The sequence below is a fragment of the Marinobacter sp. genome (assembly GCF_048269445.1).
In the GTDB taxonomy this organism is placed as follows: Bacteria; Pseudomonadota; Gammaproteobacteria; order Pseudomonadales; family Oleiphilaceae; genus Marinobacter.
The window spans coordinates 1-20,447 of sequence record NZ_JBLXIQ010000011.1 but is presented as its reverse complement, the minus strand read 5'-3'; the positions used below and the strand labels follow the sequence as shown (position 1 = coordinate 20,447).

Genomic DNA, 20,447 nt, shown 5'->3' with positions numbered 1-20,447 from the left:
ACGGTTGGCCTGCCTTCCTGGCCGCTCCTTTCGTTATAATCCGGTCATGAAAAAATCCAGCTCATCTTCCCCGTCCAGGCGAAAGCCCTCCCGAAAGTCACCGAGTAATGGTCGTCGGCCATGGTTCTGGCGTTTCATGCTCCGGTTTTGTGCCATTGGCCTCGTCTTGCTCGCGGGCTGGACGGTCTACCTCGACGCTGTAATCACGTCCCGTTTCGAAGGGCGTCGGTTTGAGGTTCCGTCGCGGGTGTATGCTCGCCCTCTGGAACTATTTGAAGGCGCCAGTGTCAGCGCGGGTGCGCTCGAGCGGGAGCTCCAGCTATCCGGTTTTCACAAAGGCGCAGGCGATAACCCTGGTAGTTACCAGCGCAACGGTGGCCGTTTCATTATCAGCACCCGGGGCTTCTCCTTCCCGGAAGGTGATGAACCCGCACACAAGGTTTCATTGACGATCTCGGGCGACCGTGTCCAGAGCTTCTCGGTGATTCGGGGACAGGCGGCACCGATCATTCGCCTCGAACCTGCCCAGATCGGCGGAATCTATCCAGCTCACAAGGAAGATCGGGTGCTGGTGGAGCTTGGTCAGATCCCTGCTTTACTGCCGGCCACGCTGATGGCGGTGGAAGATCGAAATTTCTATGATCATTTCGGGATTGCACCCCTGTCCATTGGCCGGGCCATGCTGGCGAATATCCGGGCCGGGCGTGTCGTTCAGGGTGGCAGCACCCTGACCCAGCAGCTGGTCAAGAACCTCTTTCTGACCCGCGATCAGACACTGCTGCGCAAGGGCAACGAGGCCATCATGTCGGTTTTGCTGGAGCTCCATTATGAAAAAGACGACATCCTTGAAACCTACCTGAACGAAGTCTATCTGGGGCAGGCCGGTACGCGCAGCATTCACGGCTTTGGCCTGGCCAGCCAGTTCTACTTTGGCCAGTCCCTGAGGGATCTGGACGTGCACCAGATTGCCCTGCTGGTTGGAATGGTCAAGGGCGCGAGCTACTACAACCCCCGGCGAAATCCCGATCGGGCAACAGAGCGCCGGAACCTTGTGATTTCGGAAATGGAGCAGGCCGGGCTGATTGAATCCGAGCGCGCAGCAAGGGCCAGGGGCCTTCCGCTTGGGGTCAGTGAACGCCCCTCCTATTCAGAGAATCGCTACCCGGCCTACATTGATCTCGTGCGCAGGCACCTGGCCCGTGACTACAAGGAAGAAGATCTTCGCAGTGAAGGCCTGAGAATTTTCACCACCCTGGACCCGGCCATCCAATACGCCGCAGAATTTGCCGTTACTGACACCTTGCCAAGGCTCGGTGGCGCAAAGCTTGCGGAATCACTGGAGGCCACGCTGGTGGTGACGTCCAAGGATTCCGGGGAAGTCCTGGCCCTGGTCGGCGGAAAAGATCCCCGGTTTGCGGGATTCAACCGGGCTCTGGACGCCAATCGCCAGATTGGCTCGCTGATTAAGCCGTTCATCTATCTGTCGGCGTTGCAACGGCCCGAGCGTTACACCCTGATGACACCGGTACTCGATAAATCGTTCACCCTCGAGTTTGATGATGGCCGGCGCTGGCAGCCGAAGAATTACGATGGCAAAGAGCGGGGAGAGGTGCCATTGCACAAGGCGCTGTCGCACTCCTATAACCTGCCAGCCGTGCGGGTTGGGCTGGATATCGGCGTGGATGTGGTCAGTGACGCGCTGACTGCGTTCGGGGTTGATACTCCGATTTCCCAATACCCGTCCATGCTGCTGGGATCAGTCTCCATGAGCCCGATCACCGTTGCCCAGATCTATCAGGGGTTGGCGACCTCCGGCTTCAATGCGCCGTTAAGGACGATTAGGGAGGTTACCGATGCGAACGGGAAGGCTCTCTCACGGTACAGCCTGGAGGTGGAGCAGGTTGCCGACTCTGCAGCCGTGCATCTGCTGCAGTATGCGATGCAGGAAACCATGCAGGAAGGCACAGGGCGCTCCGCCTACCACACCTTGCCACAGCAATTAACCCTGGCGGGCAAGACGGGAACGACGGATGACGGCCGGGATTCCTGGTTCGCCGGATTCAGTGGGGATTTGCTTGCAGTGGCCTGGGTCGGTCGCGATGATAATGGCGCAACCGCGTTGACCGGCGCCAGTGGAGCGCTGCCGGTCTGGTCCCGCTTTATGGCTCAGGTGCCGCAGCATGGCTTTTCGCCCGTGGTGCCGGATGGGGTCAACTACCACTGGGTCAATACCGAGCGCCAGGCGCTGACGGACGAATACTGCGACAATGCCCGTCTGCTGCCTTTCATCGCCGGCAGCGAACCCACGCAAACAGTTTCATGCTCCGGAACTCTTGAGCGGCGTATCCGGGGCTGGTTTGAAGGATTGTTCCAATGAAGATCAAGACGACGTTCAGAACAGGGCTCATCATTACACTGCTAACCCTGACGGGCTGCGCCTCCGGCCCGGGTGGCGGAATTTATGTGCCGGTTGGTGGTGAGCCCGCCACGGCACCAGAGCCGCCACGAACCAGTGCCGGAGAGGATGAAGCGCCGGTCTGGCGCAAAAGCGAGCAGCCTGCGGCACCTCCATCCGAGCAGGAACCAGCCCGAACCAGTTCCCCGAGCTACAGTGAAACGGGGGAGGGGCTGTCGGCGGCTGCACTCAGCCTGGTGCGCGAGGCAGATGGGCTACTGAAACAGGGGGACACCTCCGGGGCGATTGCCCTGCTCGAACGGGCCCAGCGGATCGCGCCCCGCTCGGCGGAAGTCTACTTCAAGCTTTCGGAGGCCTACGTAGCCAGTAACCAGCTGGGCTCTGCTGAACAGTTCACTCTTAAGGGGCTATCTTTAGCCGGAAACGATACCCGGTTGCAGCGGGCGGGCTGGTTGCTGCTGGCGGATATCCGGCGGGCAAGAGGCAATGTGGCGGGAGCGGATCAGGCGGAGGCAAGGGCGGCGGCCCTGTAAATGAGGCCCCTGCACAGGCAGGGGCTCAGATAGGCAGCACTATTCGGCTTATTGGGGCAGCGGAATCGGCTCTGCCTGTACTTCTGAATCGGCAATGACAGTGACGTTCTGTGTGCCCTGGAAGTCCAGTTCGTCGCCGGATTCATTGTTATCCAGCTGACAGCTATAGGCGATTGTGTAGCGCCCTTCGGGCAGGAATGCCGCTGTGTAGGTGTACAAACCGACCATATCCTCATTCGATACCGGCACTGCCATAACCGGCTGTCCGTCTTCGCTGTTGACATTGATGTCTGTGGGCACAACGTCAGGCCCCTGGAAAACGTATACCGACCCTTCATAGGCGCAATCAGCGAGCTGATCGTCCGCCAGCCGGGTTGAATTAATAGTCGCGTAGTCGACTTCCCCGCTAACCGAACCCACTTCCAGATTATTGACTAGGCGGAGGGACGGCTTGAGCAGATAATCGGCCAGCGACTGGCCTTGAGGGTTGACGATGGACTTTTTGACATCAAAATCGATGGTGAAATCCGTCTCGGTGTTGGCAGCAACCAGGAAATCACCATTCAGTTTCAGGCCACTCTGCTCACCAGAAGGAACTGCCAGGGATCTCTCTATATCGGGCTCATCTTCGAGTTTGACAAAGGATCCGTCGGTATCGATCAGCAAACGTAGCTGCGTGTAGTTACCTGCAGGAACCTCCTCATCGGTAATCAGCGGCTCACTCAGGCCACCCTGGAGCTCTAGCAGGTTCCAGGTCTTCGGTTGATCAAAATTGAATTCGACCCACTCACCATCTGCGGGCTTCAGGGACATGCCAGTGAATGCGATGGTGACGTTAGAGAATTTCATCGCTGGGGCGTCTGTAACATTAAACGAAACCGTGCCGGTGGAGCCTGCGCTGGTCCCGTCGCTGCTGCCACCACAAGCTGCAATGCCTGCAGCTAGTGCCGAAACAGTGAACAGCTGAATCGAACGTTTCATATAAACCTCCATGGCTTATTCTAGAGAGCTGTAGCGTAGCAATGTCGCTACCTGACCCCGGTATAACGATCGGCAAGGGAGCGGGGTTCCGGAAGTTTTGTTAACCTTTCCTCATGTCCCGGCAATGGCTCACTGATCGTTTGGCAAAAACGGCAAATGCACCGGCCGGGCAGTCTGTTATAGACTGCGCCGCTGGAATCAACCCACGCAGGTGAACAACGGCTTTGGCAATATTTCCTTTCAAGCCTTCAAAGGCGCGGCGGTTTGAAGTTCTGGTTCAACCTCATCTGGAGGCTATGTACCGGTTCGCGTTCCGTTTGGCCGGGCAGCAGCAGGATGCAGAAGATCTGGTGCAGGATGTGGTCATCAAATTGTATCCGCGGCTACATGAGTTGGAGGCGGTCGAGCAGCTACGGCCGTGGCTTAACCGGGTTTTGTACCGTCAGTTTATCGATCAGATCCGGCGTAAAAACCGGCAAATGGACCGCCCGCTGACAGAGCTTGTCGGGCCTGAAAGCCAGGTGGACTGGCTGGACAGCCTGGAATCCGACAGCGTCGGGCCGGATCTTCAACTGGAGCGCGCCCGGCTCGGGCCAGTTCTGGATCGGGTGTTGGCAACACTGACGCCGGATCAGCGAACCCTGTTGTTGCTCCATGACGTGGATGGCTGGCCCCAGGAACACCTGGCCGATGTGCTGGATATCCCGCTGGGAACAGTGAAGTCCCGGCTGCACCGATGCCGGGCCGCCTTGCGCAAAAAACTGCAGCGGGAGCTGGAACCAATCGAGCCAGTCGATCGTGTGAGAGAGTGAGGTGATGACAATGTCCTGCAATGAAATTCGGGTTAATTTGCCCGGCTACGTCAGAAACGAACTTTCCGCAGCGGAGCACGATAGGATGGCTCAGCATTTGGCTGCCTGTGAGGAATGCAGCAAGGTACTTGCGTCGGAGTGCGTTCTGAACGACGCCCTGCAGGAGCGGTTCGTCATCCCCGCACCGTCCCAGGATTTTCAGAAGCGTGTTTTTACCGCGGCGCAGGGTAATACCGATACTAGTGCCGGATGGAGCCACCCGGCACTGGGTGGAGCCATTGCGGCGGCTCTTGCTCTGGGTATTGGTCTGGGTGTCCTGCTGCAGCAGACGGGATTAACCAAAGGTGCGACCTCCGGTATTGCCTCCTCGGATTCTGTTGTTGAAAAGCCGTCGGAGCCAGTCGTAGCCCCGGTTGATAAGACGGTTCGCCTGGCGTTCCGCTCCGGTGAGGCACTGGAGAATGTCACTCTGACACTGGAACTGCCGCCTCATGTCGAACTGGCTTCATGGCCAGGCCATCACCAGCTCAGCTGGCAAGTGAGCCTTGATGCGGGGGAAAATGTCCTGTCGCTGCCTTTGAAGTTACTGTTCCCGGGAGCGGGCGAGTTGGTGGCGCGACTGGATACCGGTGATCGCCAGAAAACCTTCCGGGCCCCTATTCCGGAATACCCGGTGCTGCCGGTTGAGGAACCAGAATCATGAAGCGTTACAGCCTTTTCCTGACTGTTCGGATAGCTGGATTCTTGGCTTTCGGTCTATTGGTGCCGATAACGACACTGGCCAGCGATGATCTGGATGTTACCATGCGCATGGTGACCGATGATGTTGAGCTTACCGACTCAGTAATTCGGGAGATTGAGCTACCGCTTGCCGTTGAAACGCCCGACGCCCCGGATAGGCCTGGCTCACGGGGTTTGGATGCAGCCACGGAAGCCCGTGAAAGTGGCCGCGAGTTTGGTGAATCGATGTCTGAGGCGGCCCGGAAATCCCGGGGCCTGATTGAAGGCCGGCCCGAGCGCCCCGAGCGGCCCGAGCGCCCTGAACTGCCAGATGCCGCGGGACGGGAACGCTGAAACTGAGTTAGTAGGCCAGCCTGCCCTGCGATGAACAATCCGGAGAAATCTGTTTGTTGGTGTACTGGCTTGCCCTGTTCCTGTCCCTCTTGGTGCTTGCTCCCGTTGAACTTCGGGCGGCTGAATCCGATGCTGGACTGGAGCATTTCCGCAACGGCATCCAATCATTTGAAAACGGAAACCTGCAGGCGGCCCGGGCCTACTTTGAAAGCGCCGTCGCCGCGGGCCTGACATCCTCCTCCCTTTTCTACAACCTTGGTGTTACCTGTTACCAGCTCGGGGACCACGCTGCCGCCGAAGTAGCCTTCCGTGCCCTGCTGGACGGTTCGAACAGCGCACTGGCGCGCTACAATCTTGGCCTGGTAGCGCTTGCCAAGGGCGATCGGGAGGCAGCCAGAGACTGGTTTGAGCAATTGGTTGCCGCCGGTGCTCCGGAAAAAATTCGGGCCCTGTCCGTGGCCCGGTTGAATGAGCTGGGTGACCAAGCCGCTCTCCCTGACGGCCAATCTGAAGGTTCCGGCTATCTGGCCTTTTCCGGAGGTTATGACTCCAACATCGCCGGCTTGCCTGAAGCCGCCGCGTCCCGTGAAGGCGGTGTGTTCTTCGACACGCTGGTAGCCGGAACGCTCGAACAATCAGCGGGTACCCGTTCCCGAATTGCACTGGAAGTGGCAGCCTACGCTCGCGAATACCCATCGGATGGAAACTACGATACCCGGGTTTTGCAGGGGCGGTTGGGGTGGTCCGAGCCTCTCAAGGATGGGGAGCGGGGAGCCGTGGTGTCCGTTGTTCAGTCCTGGTTTGATCGTCAGTCCCTGGAGCGCCGATACGGTGTTGAGGGATATTATCGCTGGAGAGGGTGTGCTTGGGCGGGTCACGCTGACCAGTGTGGCCTGGCCCTTGCAGCGGCTACCGTTGACGGTGGTTCAGGCTTTGATGCCTATGATGGCCAGTGGTACCGGGCGCGCCTGCATGCGCTGAATGACTTCGGGAGCTGGCGGTTTGATGGCGAATACGCACTGGAAATCAACGATCGCCGGGACCTGCGCACAACAGACGAATTTATCAGTGTGTCGCCCCTTCATCACACTTTGGAGGTGGCTGCCCGTTACCGCTGGCAACCGGGCCTGGTCATCGGAGCGCTCGGCTCAATTCGCTTCAGCCGATACCAGGAGCCCCACGTGTTGGTTGCTTCAGCCGGTGAGAGCGGGCACAGGAAGGATAACCGCCTTGAGGTCGGAGTGCTGGCGGAGCGATCACTGGATACCCGTTGGCTGGTGCGGGGCGAGTGGCTGATCCGCGATAACCGCAGCAGCCTGGCGCAGTATGGGTATGAGCGCCAGACTTTCATGCTGACCCTGGAGGGTGCCTTCTAGCCCTTTTTTAAGAGCCGGAAGGCTGTTTGCGGATTACAGACCGGCATTCCTCAGTCGGTTGGCGTGTTGCTTGTAAACGGCCTTCGGGTCCGTCTCGAACAGACTGTGAAGTCCCAGTGCCTGATTTACCTCATCAAGATGGTTCATGAAGTAATTGTCTCGGATAACCTTGCCGAAGCGATTGCTGCAGCGCCCGACCAGGCCATCGTTCTGGCTGAAGCCGAACGCCAGGCTGGTGGTCCCGAGCAGGGCGTCAGAGGGGTCCAGCACGTTGGTCAGAACGCCGGTGCCCCCCCAGGAATAGAAGCGAACGCCGTTGGCGGAGTAAGCTCCTTCGCCGCACGCCGCCGGAACCCCGGCAGGGGCGAAGTTATTGAATTCGGCACTACCCTGAGTTGTCAGCGAGTAGAGGCTGGAGCGCAGGTCCTGTTTGTAACCGCCACCGGAGAGCAGGTCGATAAGGCCTCCAAGCGCATCGCCGAGGCTTGCGGCCAGACTTTCGGCTGGCGAGCCGTAAATCAGGTCAGCAACCGGGGAGCCTTTATGGGGGGAGCCAACCGAGGTCACGGAAGCCACCAGATCAGGCCGAACCCGCGCTATGTAGCGGGCGGTTGGCCCGCCATGGCTGTGGCCGATCAGGTTTACCTTGCCATGCACTGCGGCAATGGCCTGCACCTGAGGCAACAGAGCTTCGCCGCGGGCAATCGTGCTGTCCAGGGCTGGTACCTGGGTGGTATATACATCGGCGCCATATTTTCGGAGATCTTCAGCCACACCGTACCAGTAATCGACGCCGGCAATGGAATCAAAACCGAACATGCCGTGTACCAGCACAACCGGGTAACGGGTATCGGTGTAATTTGAAGGAGTAGAGTCCCACCACCAGGCGGCGGAGGGGGCGGACCAGACCACAGTCAGGGCCAGGGCCATTGCTTTGATCCATAGTTTCATCGTCATTCCTACAGTTTGATTTGATGTTGTGTTTGTTATTCAAACTGCGGCTCAACCTAACGGGTTGCTCCAGAGACTTCTTTCTCATGATGCATCTGCCTTGAGACAGATAGAGTGCTTCCGTGCGCTGACTTCGTTCTTGTGTTTGTTAGATTGGTGCCGTCAGAGCATCTCGGTAGAGATGTGTCATAATTTGATCAGCGACATAGGTAAGTCAACGGCAGAAGAGGCTTTCCGGACGTACTCGCTCCGGAAGTGTGAGGTTTGTCACATGGATGGCCCCGCAGGACAAGCTCGGAGCTGACCTGCAGGGTAGGTTGACTGTTGAGTACCAGTCTGAGGGATCAGAGCGTGGCCATGACCTTCTTGGCCGCTGCGGTGGTATGTGCAATATCCTCTTCAGACAGTGCAGCGCTGGTGAACCCGGCCTCGAAGGCGGAGGGTGCCAGATAGACGCCCTCCTTCAGCATGCCCTGGAAGAAGCTCTTGAACCGGTCGACATTACAAGCCATCACCTGGTCGAAGCGGGTAATCGAAGGTTCATCAGTGAAGAAGAAACCAAACATTGCGCCGGAAGCCTGAACGGTCATGGGAATGCCGGTGGCAGTGGCGGCCTCCTTGAGGCCTCGGCAGACGGCATTGGTTTTCTCGGTCAGGCGATCGTGAAAACCGGGCTCGGAAATCGCGTTAAGTGTCGTCAGGCCCGCACACATGGCGAGCGGGTTCCCGCTGAGGGTGCCGGCCTGGTAGACCGGGCCCAGCGGAGAGATATGCTCCATGATTTCACGTTTGCCGCCAAAGGCGCCAACCGGGAGCCCGCCGCCAATCACTTTACCCAGGGCGGTGAGATCAGGGGTCACGCGATACAGCCCCTGCGCACCTCCGAGGGAGACCCGAAAACCGGTCATTACCTCGTCAAAAATCAGCACCGTGCCATGTTCGTCACATACCTCACGTAGCCCTTCAAGGAACCCCGGTACTGGCGGAATGCAATTCATGTTGCCGGCAACCGGCTCCACGATGATTGCCGCAATCTCGTCGCCCATCTTGCTGAAGGTCTCCCGCACGCTGTCAATGTCGTTATAGGTCAGTGTCAGGGTGAGTTCGGCCAGGCTGGCAGGGATGCCCGGTGAATTCGGTACGCCTAGGGTCAGTGCGCCGGACCCCGCCTTTACCAGAAGGGAGTCCACATGGCCGTGGTAGCAGCCTTCGAACTTCACAATCTTGTCCCGGCCGGTGAAGCCCCGGGCCAGTCGGATCGCGCTCATGGTTGCCTCGGTACCGGAGTTCACCATGCGGACCAGGTCGATCGAAGGCACCAGTTCGCAGACCTTCTTGGCCATCTCGGTCTCAAGCGCTGTTGGGGCGCCATAGCCTATGCCGAGATCAACCTGAGCATGCAAGGCATCTTTGATGCGCTTGTCCGAATGGCCAAGGATCATCGGCCCCCAGGAGCCGATGTAGTCAATGTAGCGCTGGCCGTCCTCGTCGTAGAGGTAGGCGCCCTCTGCGTGGTTGAAGAAGATGGGCGTTCCCCCGACACCGCGAAAGGCCCGAACCGGCGAATTTACGCCACCGGGAATGTATTTTTGAGCCTGCTCGAAAAGAGTTTCGGAGTGCGTCATGTGTCTGGGCTCCTGTTATTTAGGAAGTGAAAAAAGTGGATGATGTCTTGCGAACAGTCGTTCAAATGCTTTTGCCCGTTGCTCAATGTCATCAGGGCTACCCCCGAACAGGCCGCCAACCACGGCAAGCATGTCGGCACCGGCACGAATCAGGGGTTCGCCGTTTTCTGTGGTTACTCCTCCGATGGCGGTCAGGGGGCGATGGAAACGTTTCGCCTCGGTGAGCACCTCTGGCGATGCCGCCGGTGCCCCCGGTTTGGTCGAGGACACGAAAAAGCGCCCGAATGCCAGGTAGTCGGCACCTTGCTCTAGCCCGGCCTGGGCCAATGCCAGGTCGGCGTGGCAGGTCACTCCGATGATCGCCTGCTCCCCGAGCAGCCGGCGAGCAGCGGCCAGAGAGCCGTCGGTCTGCCCCAGGTGAGCTCCGGCAGCTCCAACCCGTTTTGCCAGTTCCGGGTCGTCATTGATCAACAGCGGCACCCCGGCATTGTGGCAGACGGCCTGAAGGTTTCTGGCCTGGGTGAGTCTCTCGGCCATTGGCGCGGACTTTTCCCGATATTGTACCATTACCACGCCACCCCGCAGTGCCGCTTCAACCGATTCAATGAGAATGGCAGGCGGGGTGAGCTGGCTGTCAGTTATGGCATAGAGCCCCGGGCGCAGCCCTTTATTTATCGTTCCCACAGAATACCCCGGTCTGGTACCGGCTGACCTTTGCCAACCTCAAGTGCATGCAGAATGGCGTGGTTGACGTAGTTCTGGGCCTGGGAAATGGCGGCGCGAGGCGACAGGCCCGAGGCCCGGCCTGCAGCAATGGCTGCAGCCAGCGTGCAGCCGGTGCCATGGTACTCGCCGCCAATACGCTCGATCTCCCAGCGCATGGGCTCCGGGCTGTGATTATAAAGTGTGTTGGTGATGTGGATGCCGGTGCCATGGCCCCCGGTTGCAAGCACCGATTGACACCCGCCCCGTAGTAAATGTTCTGCTGCCTCGTCGGGATTTTCACTGCCCCCCAGCAGAGCGAGTTCGACTCCATTCGGGGTAATCATTTCGGCCAGTGGAAACAGACGCTCCTTCATGGCGGCAATCAGCTCGTCGTCGGCCAGGTCCCCCCCGCCGGCGGCCTTGATTACGGGATCGGTGATGAGCGGCAGGCCCGGGCGTTCGCCCATGAACTCTACCAGCACGCTCACCACCGCGGCATTTCCCAGAGCACCGGTTTTCACTGCGTGAATCGGGGCATCGTCTGCGATGCACTGCAGCTGCCTGCGGATCAGGTCAGCAGAGACAGCGTCGGCGTCGTAAACGTTCCGGGTATCCTGAACGGTGAGGCAGGTGAGCACAGGCAAAGGATGGCAGCCCAGAGATGTGATTGCCTGGATGTCTGCCTGTATACCCGCGCCGCCAGAGGGGTCCAGACCGGAGAGTATTAATACCTGGGGACGGTTATAGCGTTTGATGACCCACCTCCTTAGAAGGGTTTGACAACAGCCAGGATAACAACCGCCAGAAGGATAAAGACCGGCAGTTCGTTGAACCAGCGATAGAATACGTGGCTTCGGGTGTTCTGGTTGTCCCGAAAGACTTTGACCAGATGTCCACAGTAGAAATGGTAGGCGATCAGCACAGCGACCAGCAGCAGCTTGGCGTGCAGCCAGCCCTGGCTGAAGTAGCCGGAAACATTGTAACTGATCAGCCATACCCCGAAGACAACCGTGGCAATCATCGAAGGCGTGGTGATGCCGCGGTAGAGCTTGCGCTCCATAATCTTGAACCGCTCTAGCCCGGGTTTATCTTCGCAGGCGGCGTGGTAGACGAAAAGCCTGGGCAAATAGAATATGCCGGCAAACCAGCACACCAATGAAATAATATGAAAGGCCTTGACCCACAGCATTCGTCAGCTCCGTCGGTATTGGTAATAACTTTCGATGTCAGATTTGAGCACCACACCGTAAACCCGTTGTATCATAGGCGCTACATGCCGTTGTACGTAAAGGGCCTCGGCATTGGTTGAATCGAATTGGTCCAGGGCCTCCTCGAGAGTGGCCTGGTATTGTACCGGAGCGACGTCACGGCGGTTGGCGGGAATGTCCATCAGATCGATGGATTCCGGCGGCTGGATCTCTTCCTCGGCAACCCGCTTCTCGGTGTCCTCAAGGTAACGGGCGAGATCCACCGCCGGTAACAGGGAGGTAGGTCCGGTGCTGCCCTCGACAACCAGCCACTTGGGTTCAGATTTCAGGACCTTCCGGGCCTCTTCGATCGTCAGGTGCCGCTCGGTGCGCAGAATGCTGCGGTCCATAATGGCACCCACGGATACCCGACGCAGGGCCTGTATAACCGGTGAATTCTGGTAGCTCAGTCCCTGATTCTTGAGAATGGTGAGGAACAGTGATTTCTTGCCGAAGGCTTCACTGGTCACAAGGCTTGAAATGGTGATGATTAGCATGCCCGGGAGGATGATGTTGGGGTTTCGGGTCAGCTCCATCAGGGCCATGAGGGCAGCCAGAGGCGCCTGGAGGACTGCTCCCATCATAGCCCCCATCCCAAGCATGGCGTAAAAGCCGACCGAAGAGGCGTGTTCAGGCAGGACCTGGGCCCCAATCAAGCCCATGGCGCCCCCGAGGGTTGCGCCCATGAACAGTGTGGGGCCAATTACGCCGCTGGGCATGCCCAGCCCAATCGACAGTGACGTGATAACCAGTTTGGCAATGCCCACTCCTAACAGCAGCCAGAATCCCAGTTGGCCATTGATGGTCTCGTTGACGGTGTCGTAACCGATGCCCATTGTTTCCGGAACCAGAATGGCAAAGGGCACCATCAGGAAACCCGCGATGATAATGCGCAAAAGAATCGGCCGGTGGTTGTGTTTGCCCATGGTATCCACCAGTTGAATAAACAGGGCAGCGGCAATACCGATGATCACGGCAATTGCCAGAATCCAGGGGATTTCAAGCAGGGAATTCATGGTTAGCGCCGGTACGCTGAACGCTGGCTCTGCGCCATATACCGCCTGGGTGACCACCGCGGCGCTGACTGCGGCCAGGATGATGGGGGTAAATCCGGCAATTGTGTATTCCATCATCACCACTTCCATGGCGAAGATCACACCGGAAATCGGCGTATTGAACGAGGCGGAAATCGCCGCGGCGCACCCGCAGGCAACCAGGGTCCGGATGCTGTTGTTTGGCAGGCGCATCCACTGCCCCATCAGACTGGAGAACGCGGCCCCCAGATGCACGGCCGGGCCCTCCCGGCCGGCTGACTGACCACTGATCACCGTAGCCACGCCTGAGATGAACTGCACGGTGGCACTGCGAACGGAAATGTAGCCCTGATGATAATTCAGGCGCTCCATAACATGGACAATGCCCACCTTGCGATCATGAGTGGCCAGCCGATGGAGCATCAATCCCAGGAAAAGAGCACCCCCAAGAGGAAGCAGGCCGCGGGTCAGCAGGTCCAGTTCCTCGAACGATTCTGAGCCTTGCCCCGGAAGAAAATGCTCGAGGGGCCATTCGATGGCCAGGCGGAAAACCAGGATAACGCCACCAGTGATCAGGCCCGATAACAGGCCGAGCACAGCGAGTTGCGGCAATGCGTCGACACCGGATAGTCTGCGCCGGAAAACAGGAATCAGGTGCTCGGTAATCTGGTGCCAGATTTTCTGCATGGGGCCGGGGTTCCGGTGAAGTTGGATGGACCGCCAGAAGGTTTCTGACAACATTGTAACGGTAGCCCTGAGGGCTGCAATAAGTCATTGGTTTATCATGGTAGACTAGGCGGTCAAACCTCAAAACTGATACGACGTCGCTGGAGATAATGGTGATTAAAGTAGGCATCGTTGGTGGCACCGGGTACACCGGTGTGGAGCTGTTGAGAATCCTCGCGGTTCACCCTGAAGTTTCGGTCAGTTGTATTACCTCCCGCTCGGAAGCCGGCATGCCTGTTGCGGATATGTATCCGAATTTGCGCGGGCACTATGACCTGGCATTCTCTGAGCCGGACGTGAGCGTGCTGGCAGCATGCGATCTGGTTTTCTTTGCCACGCCCCATGGTGTAGCAATGCGGATGGTACCGGAGCTGATGGCGGCCGGTGTGCGTGTGGTTGATCTCTCCGCGGACTTCCGCCTGAAAGACCTGGACGTCTGGGCAAACTGGTACGGCCTGCCCCACGAAAGCCCGGAATGGGCTGAGAAGGCGGTCTACGGGCTGCCGGAAGTGGTTCGGGATCAAATCCGCGAAGCACAACTCGTGGCGAACCCGGGCTGTTACCCGACCGCCGTCCAGTTGGGCTTTCTGCCGTTGCTTGAGCAGGGCCTGATTGATCCTTCCCGCCTGATTGCCGATGCCAAATCCGGAGCCAGCGGTGCCGGCCGGCAGGGCAAGATCGGCATGTTGCACGGGGAAGTTGGCGAGAGCTTCAAGGCCTATGGCGCTTCCGGTCATCGCCATCTGCCAGAGATTCGTCAGGGGCTATCCGGCGCAGCTGGCAGTGACGTGGGGGTGACGTTTGTTCCGCACCTGATTCCGATGATCCGAGGTATCGAAGCGACCCTCTATGCTGAGCTGACAAATCCGGCAGATTTCGGCCGGCTTCAGGCGCTTTTTGAAGAGCGTTACCAGGCAGAACCGTTCGTCGATGTCATGCCCTTTGGTAGTCATCCGGAAACCCGGAGCGTAAGGGGGGCAAACCAGTGTCGTATGGCGCTGCATCGGCAGGAGCAAAGCAACATTGTGATTGTGTCTTCGGTCATCGATAACCTGGTGAAGGGCGCCGCCGGGCAGGCGGTTCAGAACATGAACATCATGTTCGGGCTGAAAGAAACCATGGGGCTTGAGGCCCCGGCGCTTCTTCCGTAATGCCGAAGGAAAAACTGTGAGCGAGCAGAGAAAGCCGGCCGAAGAGTATGTAGTGATCCGGCATCGCCCGGGTTATCGCCTGCGCAGAACAGCAATTCTGCTGGTGTTCACTCTGGTTGCTGCTGTCGCCGGGTATGCGGCAGGCCTGGCGCAGGGCGGGTTCCGTTTCTCCAGTGCGGAAGAATCGAACCAGGTGCTGGAAAACGAAGTCGACACTCTTCGTGATGACTACCGGAAAGCCCGGCAGCAGTTGATCAATCTTGAGCGCGGGCGAGTGATAGATGAGCAGGCGCTGAACCAGGCCCGGAAAACCATTGTCGATCTTGAAACCCGGATTGTGTCACTGCAATCGGACCTGACCTTCTATAAAAACATCATGGCGCCCTCGGAAGCCAGCAAAGGATTGCAGGTAGACAGCTTCACGATGACCCCCAATCGCAGTCAGGGCGCCTTCGATTTCAAGTTGGTCCTGACACAGGTCGGCAATAACAAGAGCTACATCTCCGGTGTGGTGGCCGTGAACGTCATTGGTATGCGTGACGAGGAAAAAGAGGTGATTGCCCTGCGTGATCTTTCTGAGGATATCGAGGATCTCGGGGTGAAGTTCCGTTTCCGGTATTTCCAGGATGTTGAAGGTACCCTGGCGTTGCCGGACGAATTTGAGCCAATCGAGATTCAGGTGGTAGCCCAGGCGGAGGGGCGGAAGTCCTCGCAGGCCGAGCGTACCTTTAACTGGGATGATTTGACGGAGAACTGACATGCTTGGAAAGAAAAAAAGGCCGAAGTCGCGCAGGCCCACTGGCCATTTTGACACCTTGGTTTCCTCCCGTACGACCATTGAGGGGGATGTTCACTTTTCGGGTGGGCTGCATGTGGACGGCCGTATTCGCGGTAAAGTGGTTGCTGATGAAGGGACGGATGCCGTGCTCAGGGTCTCCGAGGTCGGAGAGGTCACCGGCGATATCAACGCCCCTCACGTGATCATTAATGGGACGGTGAATGGTGATGTCTACGCTTCGGCCCATCTTGAACTCGCGGAAAAGGCGTCCATTAACGGAAGTGTTTTTTACAACCTCATTGAAATGGCGATGGGGGCGTCGGTAAACGGCAACCTGGTCCATCAACGGGAACCGGTCGGGTTGCTTGCTCAGGATGGTCCCTCGACCCGGAAACCGCAGGAACAGGCGCTCGGTGCCGACAAGCCGGCGGAGTCTGATGAAGAGCCGGGCGATGGTGGAAAGTCCGAATAGTTGATTGTTTTAGTCAGGAATACCATAATCGCCTGAGTTGTTAGCGATAATCCGGAGGCGAACTTGAGTGCAGTCCAGCAACAAATGGCCACACCGCTTTTCTTCAGTGACAGCGCTGTTGCCAAAGTGCGTGAGTTAATCGAGGAAGAGGGTAACGCCGAGCTCAAACTCCGCGTCTTCGTGACGGGGGGAGGCTGTTCCGGGTTTCAGTATGGTTTCTCGTTCGACGAAAGTCAGGATGATGAAGACACCGTTATCGAGCGTGCCGGTGTTTATCTGTTGGTTGATCCAATGAGCTACCAATATCTTGTCGGTGCCACCATTGATTATCAGGAAGGGCTTCAGGGCTCCCAGTTTGTTGTCCAGAACCCGAATGCCAGTTCAACCTGCGGGTGTGGCAGTTCCTTCTCAATCTGAATTCACGAAGGCTTCAGGCCGGGTAGATGGCCCCCAGGATTCGTGGGCCGGATGCTCCTGTTACCTCAGGCAAGTTGCCTGGCAATCCTTCGAGGGTCTGCTTGGCCAGCCAGGCAAACGCCACTGGCTCCACCATTTGCGGGTCAAGGCCCAAGTCCGAGGTCAGCGCGAGTCGAGAGTCCGGCAAGGCTTTCTCAAGCTCTGCCATCAATAATGGATTCCGCGCGCCACCGCCGCAAGTATAGATCCGGAGCCCCCGGGTTTCGGGCAGCTGGTTTACCACACTTGCGACTGTCAGCTGCAGCAGGGTTCGCTGAATATCCTCGGCAGGGATGTCTGGATGGCGACGTACTTGCGTTTTTACCCAGTCCAGATTGAATCTCTCCTTGCCGGTGCTTTTTGGGGGTTTCCTTGCAAAATAGGCATCCGATAGCATATCGCTGAGCAGTTCCTGATTTACCCTGCCTTCATTGGCCCAGTGACCATCGCTGTCAAAAGGAAGCCCGGTCTGATCCAGGCACCAGGCATCCATCAGGGCGTTGGCTGGCCCGGTGTCGAAACCGGTTACCGGGCTGCCCTCGTGGGCCGAAATCCAGGTTATGTTCGCAATGCCCCCGAGATTAAGGATGCAGCGATCCTCTGTATCTGAACTGAAAAAGGCCTTGTGAAACGCAGGAACTAGCGGAGCGCCCTGGCCTCCGGCAGCCATGTCCCTTCTGCGGAAGTCGGCGACGGTGGTAATGCCGGTAGCTTCACAAATAACGGATGGGTTGCCAATCTGAATGGTAAAAGGCGATGCCCCGGAGGGTTGGTGGCGGAGCGTTTGGCCGTGACTGCCGATAGCGCGAATGGCCGACGGTGGAAGCCCCGAGTGTCGTATCACCTCAGTCGCGGCCTGAGCGAACAGTCTGCCTGTCAGAGTGTCCAGTTCGCCGACTTCATCGGGGGTCGCCTCATTCTGGCTTGCGGCCAGGAGTCTGTGCCGGATCTGATCGGGGTAGGGTATGGTGTGAGATGCGTGGATTTGTGCAGATTGTCCCTGGAAAGACACCAGCACGGCATCAATGCCGTCCATGCTGGTGCCGGACATCAATCCGATCCAGGTATTCATGCGTTCAATCGTCTGAAGCCAGTGCGAGTTGCTGGTAGCTCTCGCGGAAAACACCAAACTGGGCGATTCGTTGATCGGTGATCTGCTTGAAGCGCGCCATCTCCGAAGACGGAATAGGTTTGGCGTCTGGCAATTTTACGGTGCGTGAGTTACGTGGAGCGCCGTTAAGCCGGAATTCGTAGTGCAGATGTGGCCCTGTTACCATGCCGGAGGAGCCGACATAGCCGATCGTTTCGCCCTGCTTTACCCGGGTGCCGTTTTTCATGCCCTTCCCAAGGCGACTCATATGGGCGTAAAGCGTGGTGATGTTGTCGCCATGCTTCAGGATGACAGTGCGGCCGTAACCGCCTTTCCATCCAGCAAACTTTACACGTCCCGCTCCGGCCGCCTTGATGGGAGTTCCAGGAGGCGCGCCATAGTCAGTGCCCTCGTGGGGACGAACCACATCCAGAACAGGGTGACGCCTTTGCAGATTGAACGGCGAGGATACCCGCGCATTAATCGGCGTACGCAGAAATGCCTTGCGCATACTCTTGCCGTTGGGGTTGTAATAGTCGCTGTCGCCGTTGCTGTCGGTATAGAGTAGGGCAATGTTCTCCTCGCCACGGTTCACGAATCTCGCAGAGAGGATGCGGCCAGCGCCAAATCTCTCGCCATCGAGATAGAGCTCCTCATAGACCACTTCAAACTGGTCGCCCTTGCGAACATCGTATACGAAGTCAATTTCCCACCCGAAGATGCCGGCCAACTCCATAGTTAGCTGGTCATTGAGTCCTGCTTCGCGGGCTGCAAGATAAAGAGAGCCGTCAATTGTTCCGGAAGCAAACGCGGGCCGTGCTTCAGGTTTGCGAACCTCCATCTCACCTTTGAAGCTTTCACCTTCCCTGCTGACTTTAAGGGTTTCGAGGAGGTTGCGCTGCAGCTCAATCGAAGCCAGGCCACCGTCACCCGTTGTAGCGAAACGGATCGTTTCACCTGCGTAGAGGCGCTGTAGCTCGCCAGCTTTACCGTCCCCGTGAATCACCGAGAGCATGATGCCATCATTGAATCCAGCCTTCTTGAACAATGAAGACAGGGTATCTCCAGACTTGATGGCGAAGGTTTCCCACTTCAGTTCGGGTTGTTCCGCCGTGGCTGGAATCGCTGGCTCGGTGACGCTGACTTGCTGGGCGGACTGCTCGTCACCATCTGCCACAGGCAATGATTCCGACTGCTCTTCCACTGAGGGCGAAGCAGGTTGCTCTGACTGTTCTGGCTCAGCGTTCGCCTTTGCGACGGTCCCCTGCTCGAGATCCAGTGCATAGGACATCCGCTTGGCTTCGACATTGCTGCTGGGGCTCATGAGAACAGTGGCGGTAACAATCACAGTCGCCGCTGCAGCAATGGTAATGTGTGTTTTTGGAAACATTTTCAGCACGTGTCACACCCGTTTTGATCGGTATTCCGGTAGCTTGTACTATCTAATTAAAGCTTTTGGTCAAGGTTATTCCAACAGATTACCGTATAAAATGCATGCGGGACAGCGTGGAACATTACGGTTACTGCTCCATTCTCCGGATTTCTTTGTGCGGCGTTGTTATAATGCGCCGCCCTTTTGCTTTGGCGTTGATCAAATTCTGGTCAAACTACTTTAGCAGGAGAGCGGGTAATTCACAGAGTTGTTTTGTTGAAGTCTGTAACCGATAGCATCTTTCAAGATCAAAACTGGGGACGTGTTGTTCATGGCATCCACTGATGAAGCGTTGGCGATTATCAAGCGCGGAGTAGACGAGCTCATTCCGGAAGTTGAGTTGGTAGAAAAGCTTAAAGAAGGCCGTCCTCTGAGGATAAAGGCCGGCTTCGATCCCACCGCGCCCGATCTTCACCTTGGGCACACCGTCCTTATTAATAAGCTTCGCCAGTTTCAGGATCTGGGGCATGAGGTGATCTTCCTGATCGGTGACTTTACCGGGATGATTGGCGATCCGACCGGAAAGAGTACAACCCGCCCCCCCCTGACGGAGCGGCAGGTTGCCGATAATGCGGTCAGCTATAAAGAACAGGTGTTCAAGATTCTCGATCCGTCGAAAACCCGTGTGGTTTTCAACTCCGAGTGGATGAACAAGATGACCGCGGCCGATATGATCAAGTTGGCGGGGCAGTATACCGTTGCCCGTATGCTTGAGCGCGATGACTTTACTAAGCGCTATCGGGCGGAGCAGGCCATCGCGATCCATGAGTTTCTCTATCCTCTGGTGCAGGGTTACGATTCGGTGGCTCTTGAGGCAGATGTTGAGCTGGGTGGGACCGATCAGAAGTTCAACTTGCTGATGGGACGGATTCTCCAGAAACATTATGGCCAGTCTCCTCAAGTAATTCTGACCATGCCGATTCTGGAGGGGCTTGATGGTGTTCAGAAGATGTCCAAGTCCCTTGGCAACTATGTCGGTGTCAATGATTCTCCGGGGGAGATGTACACCAAGCTATTGTCAATGCCGGATGACCTTCTCTGGCGTTACTTTGAGCTGTTGAGCTTTCGCCCGCTCGCGGAGGTGGAGGTGTTCCGTAACGAAGTGCAGGCGGGGGCTAATCCTCAGGACTATAAAAAGTTGTTGGCGGAAGAGATCATTACCCGTTTCCATGATGAAGAGGCTGCAAAGACGGCGCACAAATCAGCTGGGAATCGGGTTTCCCTTGGAGAGATTCCCGAGAATGTTCCTGCCGTTGAGGTTTCGCTTGAGGGTCAGTCCGGGATGCCAATGGCTTCGGTGTTGCGTTTGGCGGGTCTGGTAAAGAACGGTGCGGCCGCTCGTGATGTGCTGGGGCGTGGAGCAGTTTTCATTGATGGCCATAAATTTGAGGGCGATCGGATGTTTGTCGAAGGCGATAACTGCGTTATACAGGCGGGAAAGAAGAAAATAGCCCGGGTTCTGATCACTGCGTAACCGGTTTTTGGTGATTTTGAGATTTTTTCAGGATCACCGTTGACACTTTGGGGCAGGTCTGTAGAATGCGCATCTCCTTCGAGGGGCAAGCCACTTAAGCGGCTCCGGATTCGA

At 57.5% G+C, this 20,447-nt stretch carries 20 protein-coding genes; 11 read left to right on the top strand and 9 right to left on the bottom strand.

Going from position 1 to position 20,447, the window contains the following annotated elements; translation table 11 throughout:
- Positions 1 to 46: 46 nt before the first annotated feature.
- A complete protein-coding gene (gene mrcB / locus ACN0XM_RS18615; protein WP_417568434.1) occupies positions 47 to 2,377 on the top strand; it encodes a penicillin-binding protein 1B in 2,331 nt (776 codons plus the stop codon).
- Complete coding sequence (locus ACN0XM_RS18610) at positions 2,374 to 2,949, top strand: tetratricopeptide repeat protein (RefSeq protein ID WP_417568433.1); 576 nt, start codon at positions 2,374 to 2,376, stop codon at positions 2,947 to 2,949. The genes mrcB and ACN0XM_RS18610 overlap by 4 nt, the downstream gene beginning before the upstream one ends.
- A 48-nt stretch (positions 2,950 to 2,997) precedes the next feature.
- Here the strand turns inward: ACN0XM_RS18610 and ACN0XM_RS18605 are convergent, their stop codons facing one another.
- Positions 2,998 to 3,930, bottom strand: a complete 933-nt coding sequence (locus ACN0XM_RS18605) for a DUF4382 domain-containing protein (RefSeq protein ID WP_417568432.1) — start codon at positions 3,928 to 3,930, stop codon at positions 2,998 to 3,000.
- A gap of 224 nt (positions 3,931 to 4,154) precedes the next feature.
- On the opposite strand from ACN0XM_RS18605, the gene ACN0XM_RS18600 reads away from it, so the two are divergent.
- The 4 genes from ACN0XM_RS18600 to ACN0XM_RS18585 are packed head-to-tail and all read left to right on the top strand — an operon-like array spanning position 4,155 to position 7,192.
- Positions 4,155 to 4,742, top strand: a complete 588-nt coding sequence (locus tag ACN0XM_RS18600; protein ID WP_417568431.1) for an RNA polymerase sigma factor — start codon at positions 4,155 to 4,157, stop codon at positions 4,740 to 4,742.
- A 4-nt stretch (positions 4,743 to 4,746) separates the two neighbouring features.
- Complete coding sequence (locus tag ACN0XM_RS18595) at positions 4,747 to 5,445, top strand: anti-sigma factor family protein (RefSeq protein WP_417568430.1); 699 nt, start codon at positions 4,747 to 4,749, stop codon at positions 5,443 to 5,445.
- Positions 5,442 to 5,816, top strand: coding sequence for a hypothetical protein (locus tag ACN0XM_RS18590; RefSeq protein ID WP_417568429.1), 375 nt, complete (start codon positions 5,442 to 5,444; stop codon positions 5,814 to 5,816). The genes ACN0XM_RS18595 and ACN0XM_RS18590 overlap by 4 nt, the downstream gene beginning before the upstream one ends.
- A gap of 59 nt (positions 5,817 to 5,875) precedes the next feature.
- Positions 5,876 to 7,192: a tetratricopeptide repeat protein gene (locus tag ACN0XM_RS18585; protein ID WP_417568464.1), complete on the top strand. Its 1,317-nt coding sequence runs from the start codon at positions 5,876 to 5,878 to the stop codon at positions 7,190 to 7,192.
- Between the two features lie 33 nt (positions 7,193 to 7,225).
- On the opposite strand, the gene ACN0XM_RS18580 is transcribed toward ACN0XM_RS18585, so the two are convergent.
- The 6 genes from ACN0XM_RS18580 to ACN0XM_RS18555 all read right to left on the bottom strand — a co-directional run bounded on the left by ACN0XM_RS18580 (position 7,226) and on the right by ACN0XM_RS18555 (position 13,441).
- A complete protein-coding gene (locus tag ACN0XM_RS18580; protein ID WP_417568428.1) occupies positions 7,226 to 8,143 on the bottom strand; it encodes a lipase family alpha/beta hydrolase in 918 nt (305 codons plus the stop codon).
- Between the two features lie 344 nt (positions 8,144 to 8,487).
- Positions 8,488 to 9,768, bottom strand: coding sequence for a glutamate-1-semialdehyde 2,1-aminomutase (hemL, locus tag ACN0XM_RS18575; protein ID WP_417568427.1), 1,281 nt, complete (start codon positions 9,766 to 9,768; stop codon positions 8,488 to 8,490).
- Between the two features lie 15 nt (positions 9,769 to 9,783).
- Positions 9,784 to 10,443 carry a thiamine phosphate synthase gene (thiE, locus tag ACN0XM_RS18570; protein WP_417568463.1) on the bottom strand — a complete coding sequence of 220 codons (660 nt, stop codon included), beginning with the start codon at positions 10,441 to 10,443 and terminating at the stop codon, positions 9,784 to 9,786.
- Positions 10,440 to 11,198 (bottom strand): bifunctional hydroxymethylpyrimidine kinase/phosphomethylpyrimidine kinase, encoded by a 759-nt coding sequence (gene thiD, locus ACN0XM_RS18565; RefSeq protein ID WP_417568462.1) that lies wholly within the window; start codon positions 11,196 to 11,198, stop codon positions 10,440 to 10,442. The genes thiE and thiD overlap by 4 nt, the downstream gene beginning before the upstream one ends.
- 41 nt (positions 11,199 to 11,239) lie before the next feature.
- Entirely contained in the window at positions 11,240 to 11,662 is a 423-nt protein-coding gene (gene hemJ / locus ACN0XM_RS18560) for a protoporphyrinogen oxidase HemJ (protein ID WP_417568426.1), read from the bottom strand.
- Between the two features lie 3 nt (positions 11,663 to 11,665).
- Complete coding sequence (locus tag ACN0XM_RS18555) at positions 11,666 to 13,441, bottom strand: chloride channel protein (protein ID WP_417568425.1); 1,776 nt, start codon at positions 13,439 to 13,441, stop codon at positions 11,666 to 11,668.
- 152 nt (positions 13,442 to 13,593) lie between these two features.
- Here ACN0XM_RS18555 and argC point away from each other — a divergent pair, with 152 nt between their 5' ends.
- From argC to erpA, 4 genes are all read left to right on the top strand, one after another.
- A complete protein-coding gene (argC, locus tag ACN0XM_RS18550; RefSeq protein ID WP_417568461.1) occupies positions 13,594 to 14,631 on the top strand; it encodes an N-acetyl-gamma-glutamyl-phosphate reductase in 1,038 nt (345 codons plus the stop codon).
- 16 nt (positions 14,632 to 14,647) lie between these two features.
- Positions 14,648 to 15,388 carry a DUF6776 family protein gene (locus ACN0XM_RS18545; protein WP_417568424.1) on the top strand — a complete coding sequence of 247 codons (741 nt, stop codon included), beginning with the start codon at positions 14,648 to 14,650 and terminating at the stop codon, positions 15,386 to 15,388.
- A gap of 1 nt (position 15,389) precedes the next feature.
- Positions 15,390 to 15,881, top strand: coding sequence for a bactofilin family protein (locus ACN0XM_RS18540; protein ID WP_417568423.1), 492 nt, complete (start codon positions 15,390 to 15,392; stop codon positions 15,879 to 15,881).
- An 84-nt stretch (positions 15,882 to 15,965) separates the two neighbouring features.
- On the top strand, positions 15,966 to 16,298 hold the full coding sequence (gene erpA / locus ACN0XM_RS18535; RefSeq protein ID WP_417568460.1) for an iron-sulfur cluster insertion protein ErpA: 333 nt from the start codon (positions 15,966 to 15,968) through the stop codon (positions 16,296 to 16,298).
- 13 nt (positions 16,299 to 16,311) lie between these two features.
- On the opposite strand, the gene ACN0XM_RS18530 is transcribed toward erpA, so the two are convergent.
- The gene (locus tag ACN0XM_RS18530; RefSeq protein WP_417568422.1) at positions 16,312 to 17,409 is read right to left on the bottom strand and encodes an anhydro-N-acetylmuramic acid kinase; all 1,098 of its coding nucleotides are present in this window, start codon (positions 17,407 to 17,409) and stop codon (positions 16,312 to 16,314) included.
- Positions 17,410 to 17,413: 4 nt separating this feature from the next.
- On the bottom strand, positions 17,414 to 18,826 hold the full coding sequence (locus tag ACN0XM_RS18525) for a peptidoglycan DD-metalloendopeptidase family protein (protein WP_417568421.1): 1,413 nt from the start codon (positions 18,824 to 18,826) through the stop codon (positions 17,414 to 17,416).
- A 304-nt stretch (positions 18,827 to 19,130) separates the two neighbouring features.
- On the opposite strand from ACN0XM_RS18525, the gene tyrS reads away from it, so the two are divergent.
- Complete coding sequence (gene tyrS / locus ACN0XM_RS18520) at positions 19,131 to 20,333, top strand: tyrosine--tRNA ligase (RefSeq protein WP_417568420.1); 1,203 nt, start codon at positions 19,131 to 19,133, stop codon at positions 20,331 to 20,333.
- Positions 20,334 to 20,447: the final 114 nt, after the last annotated feature.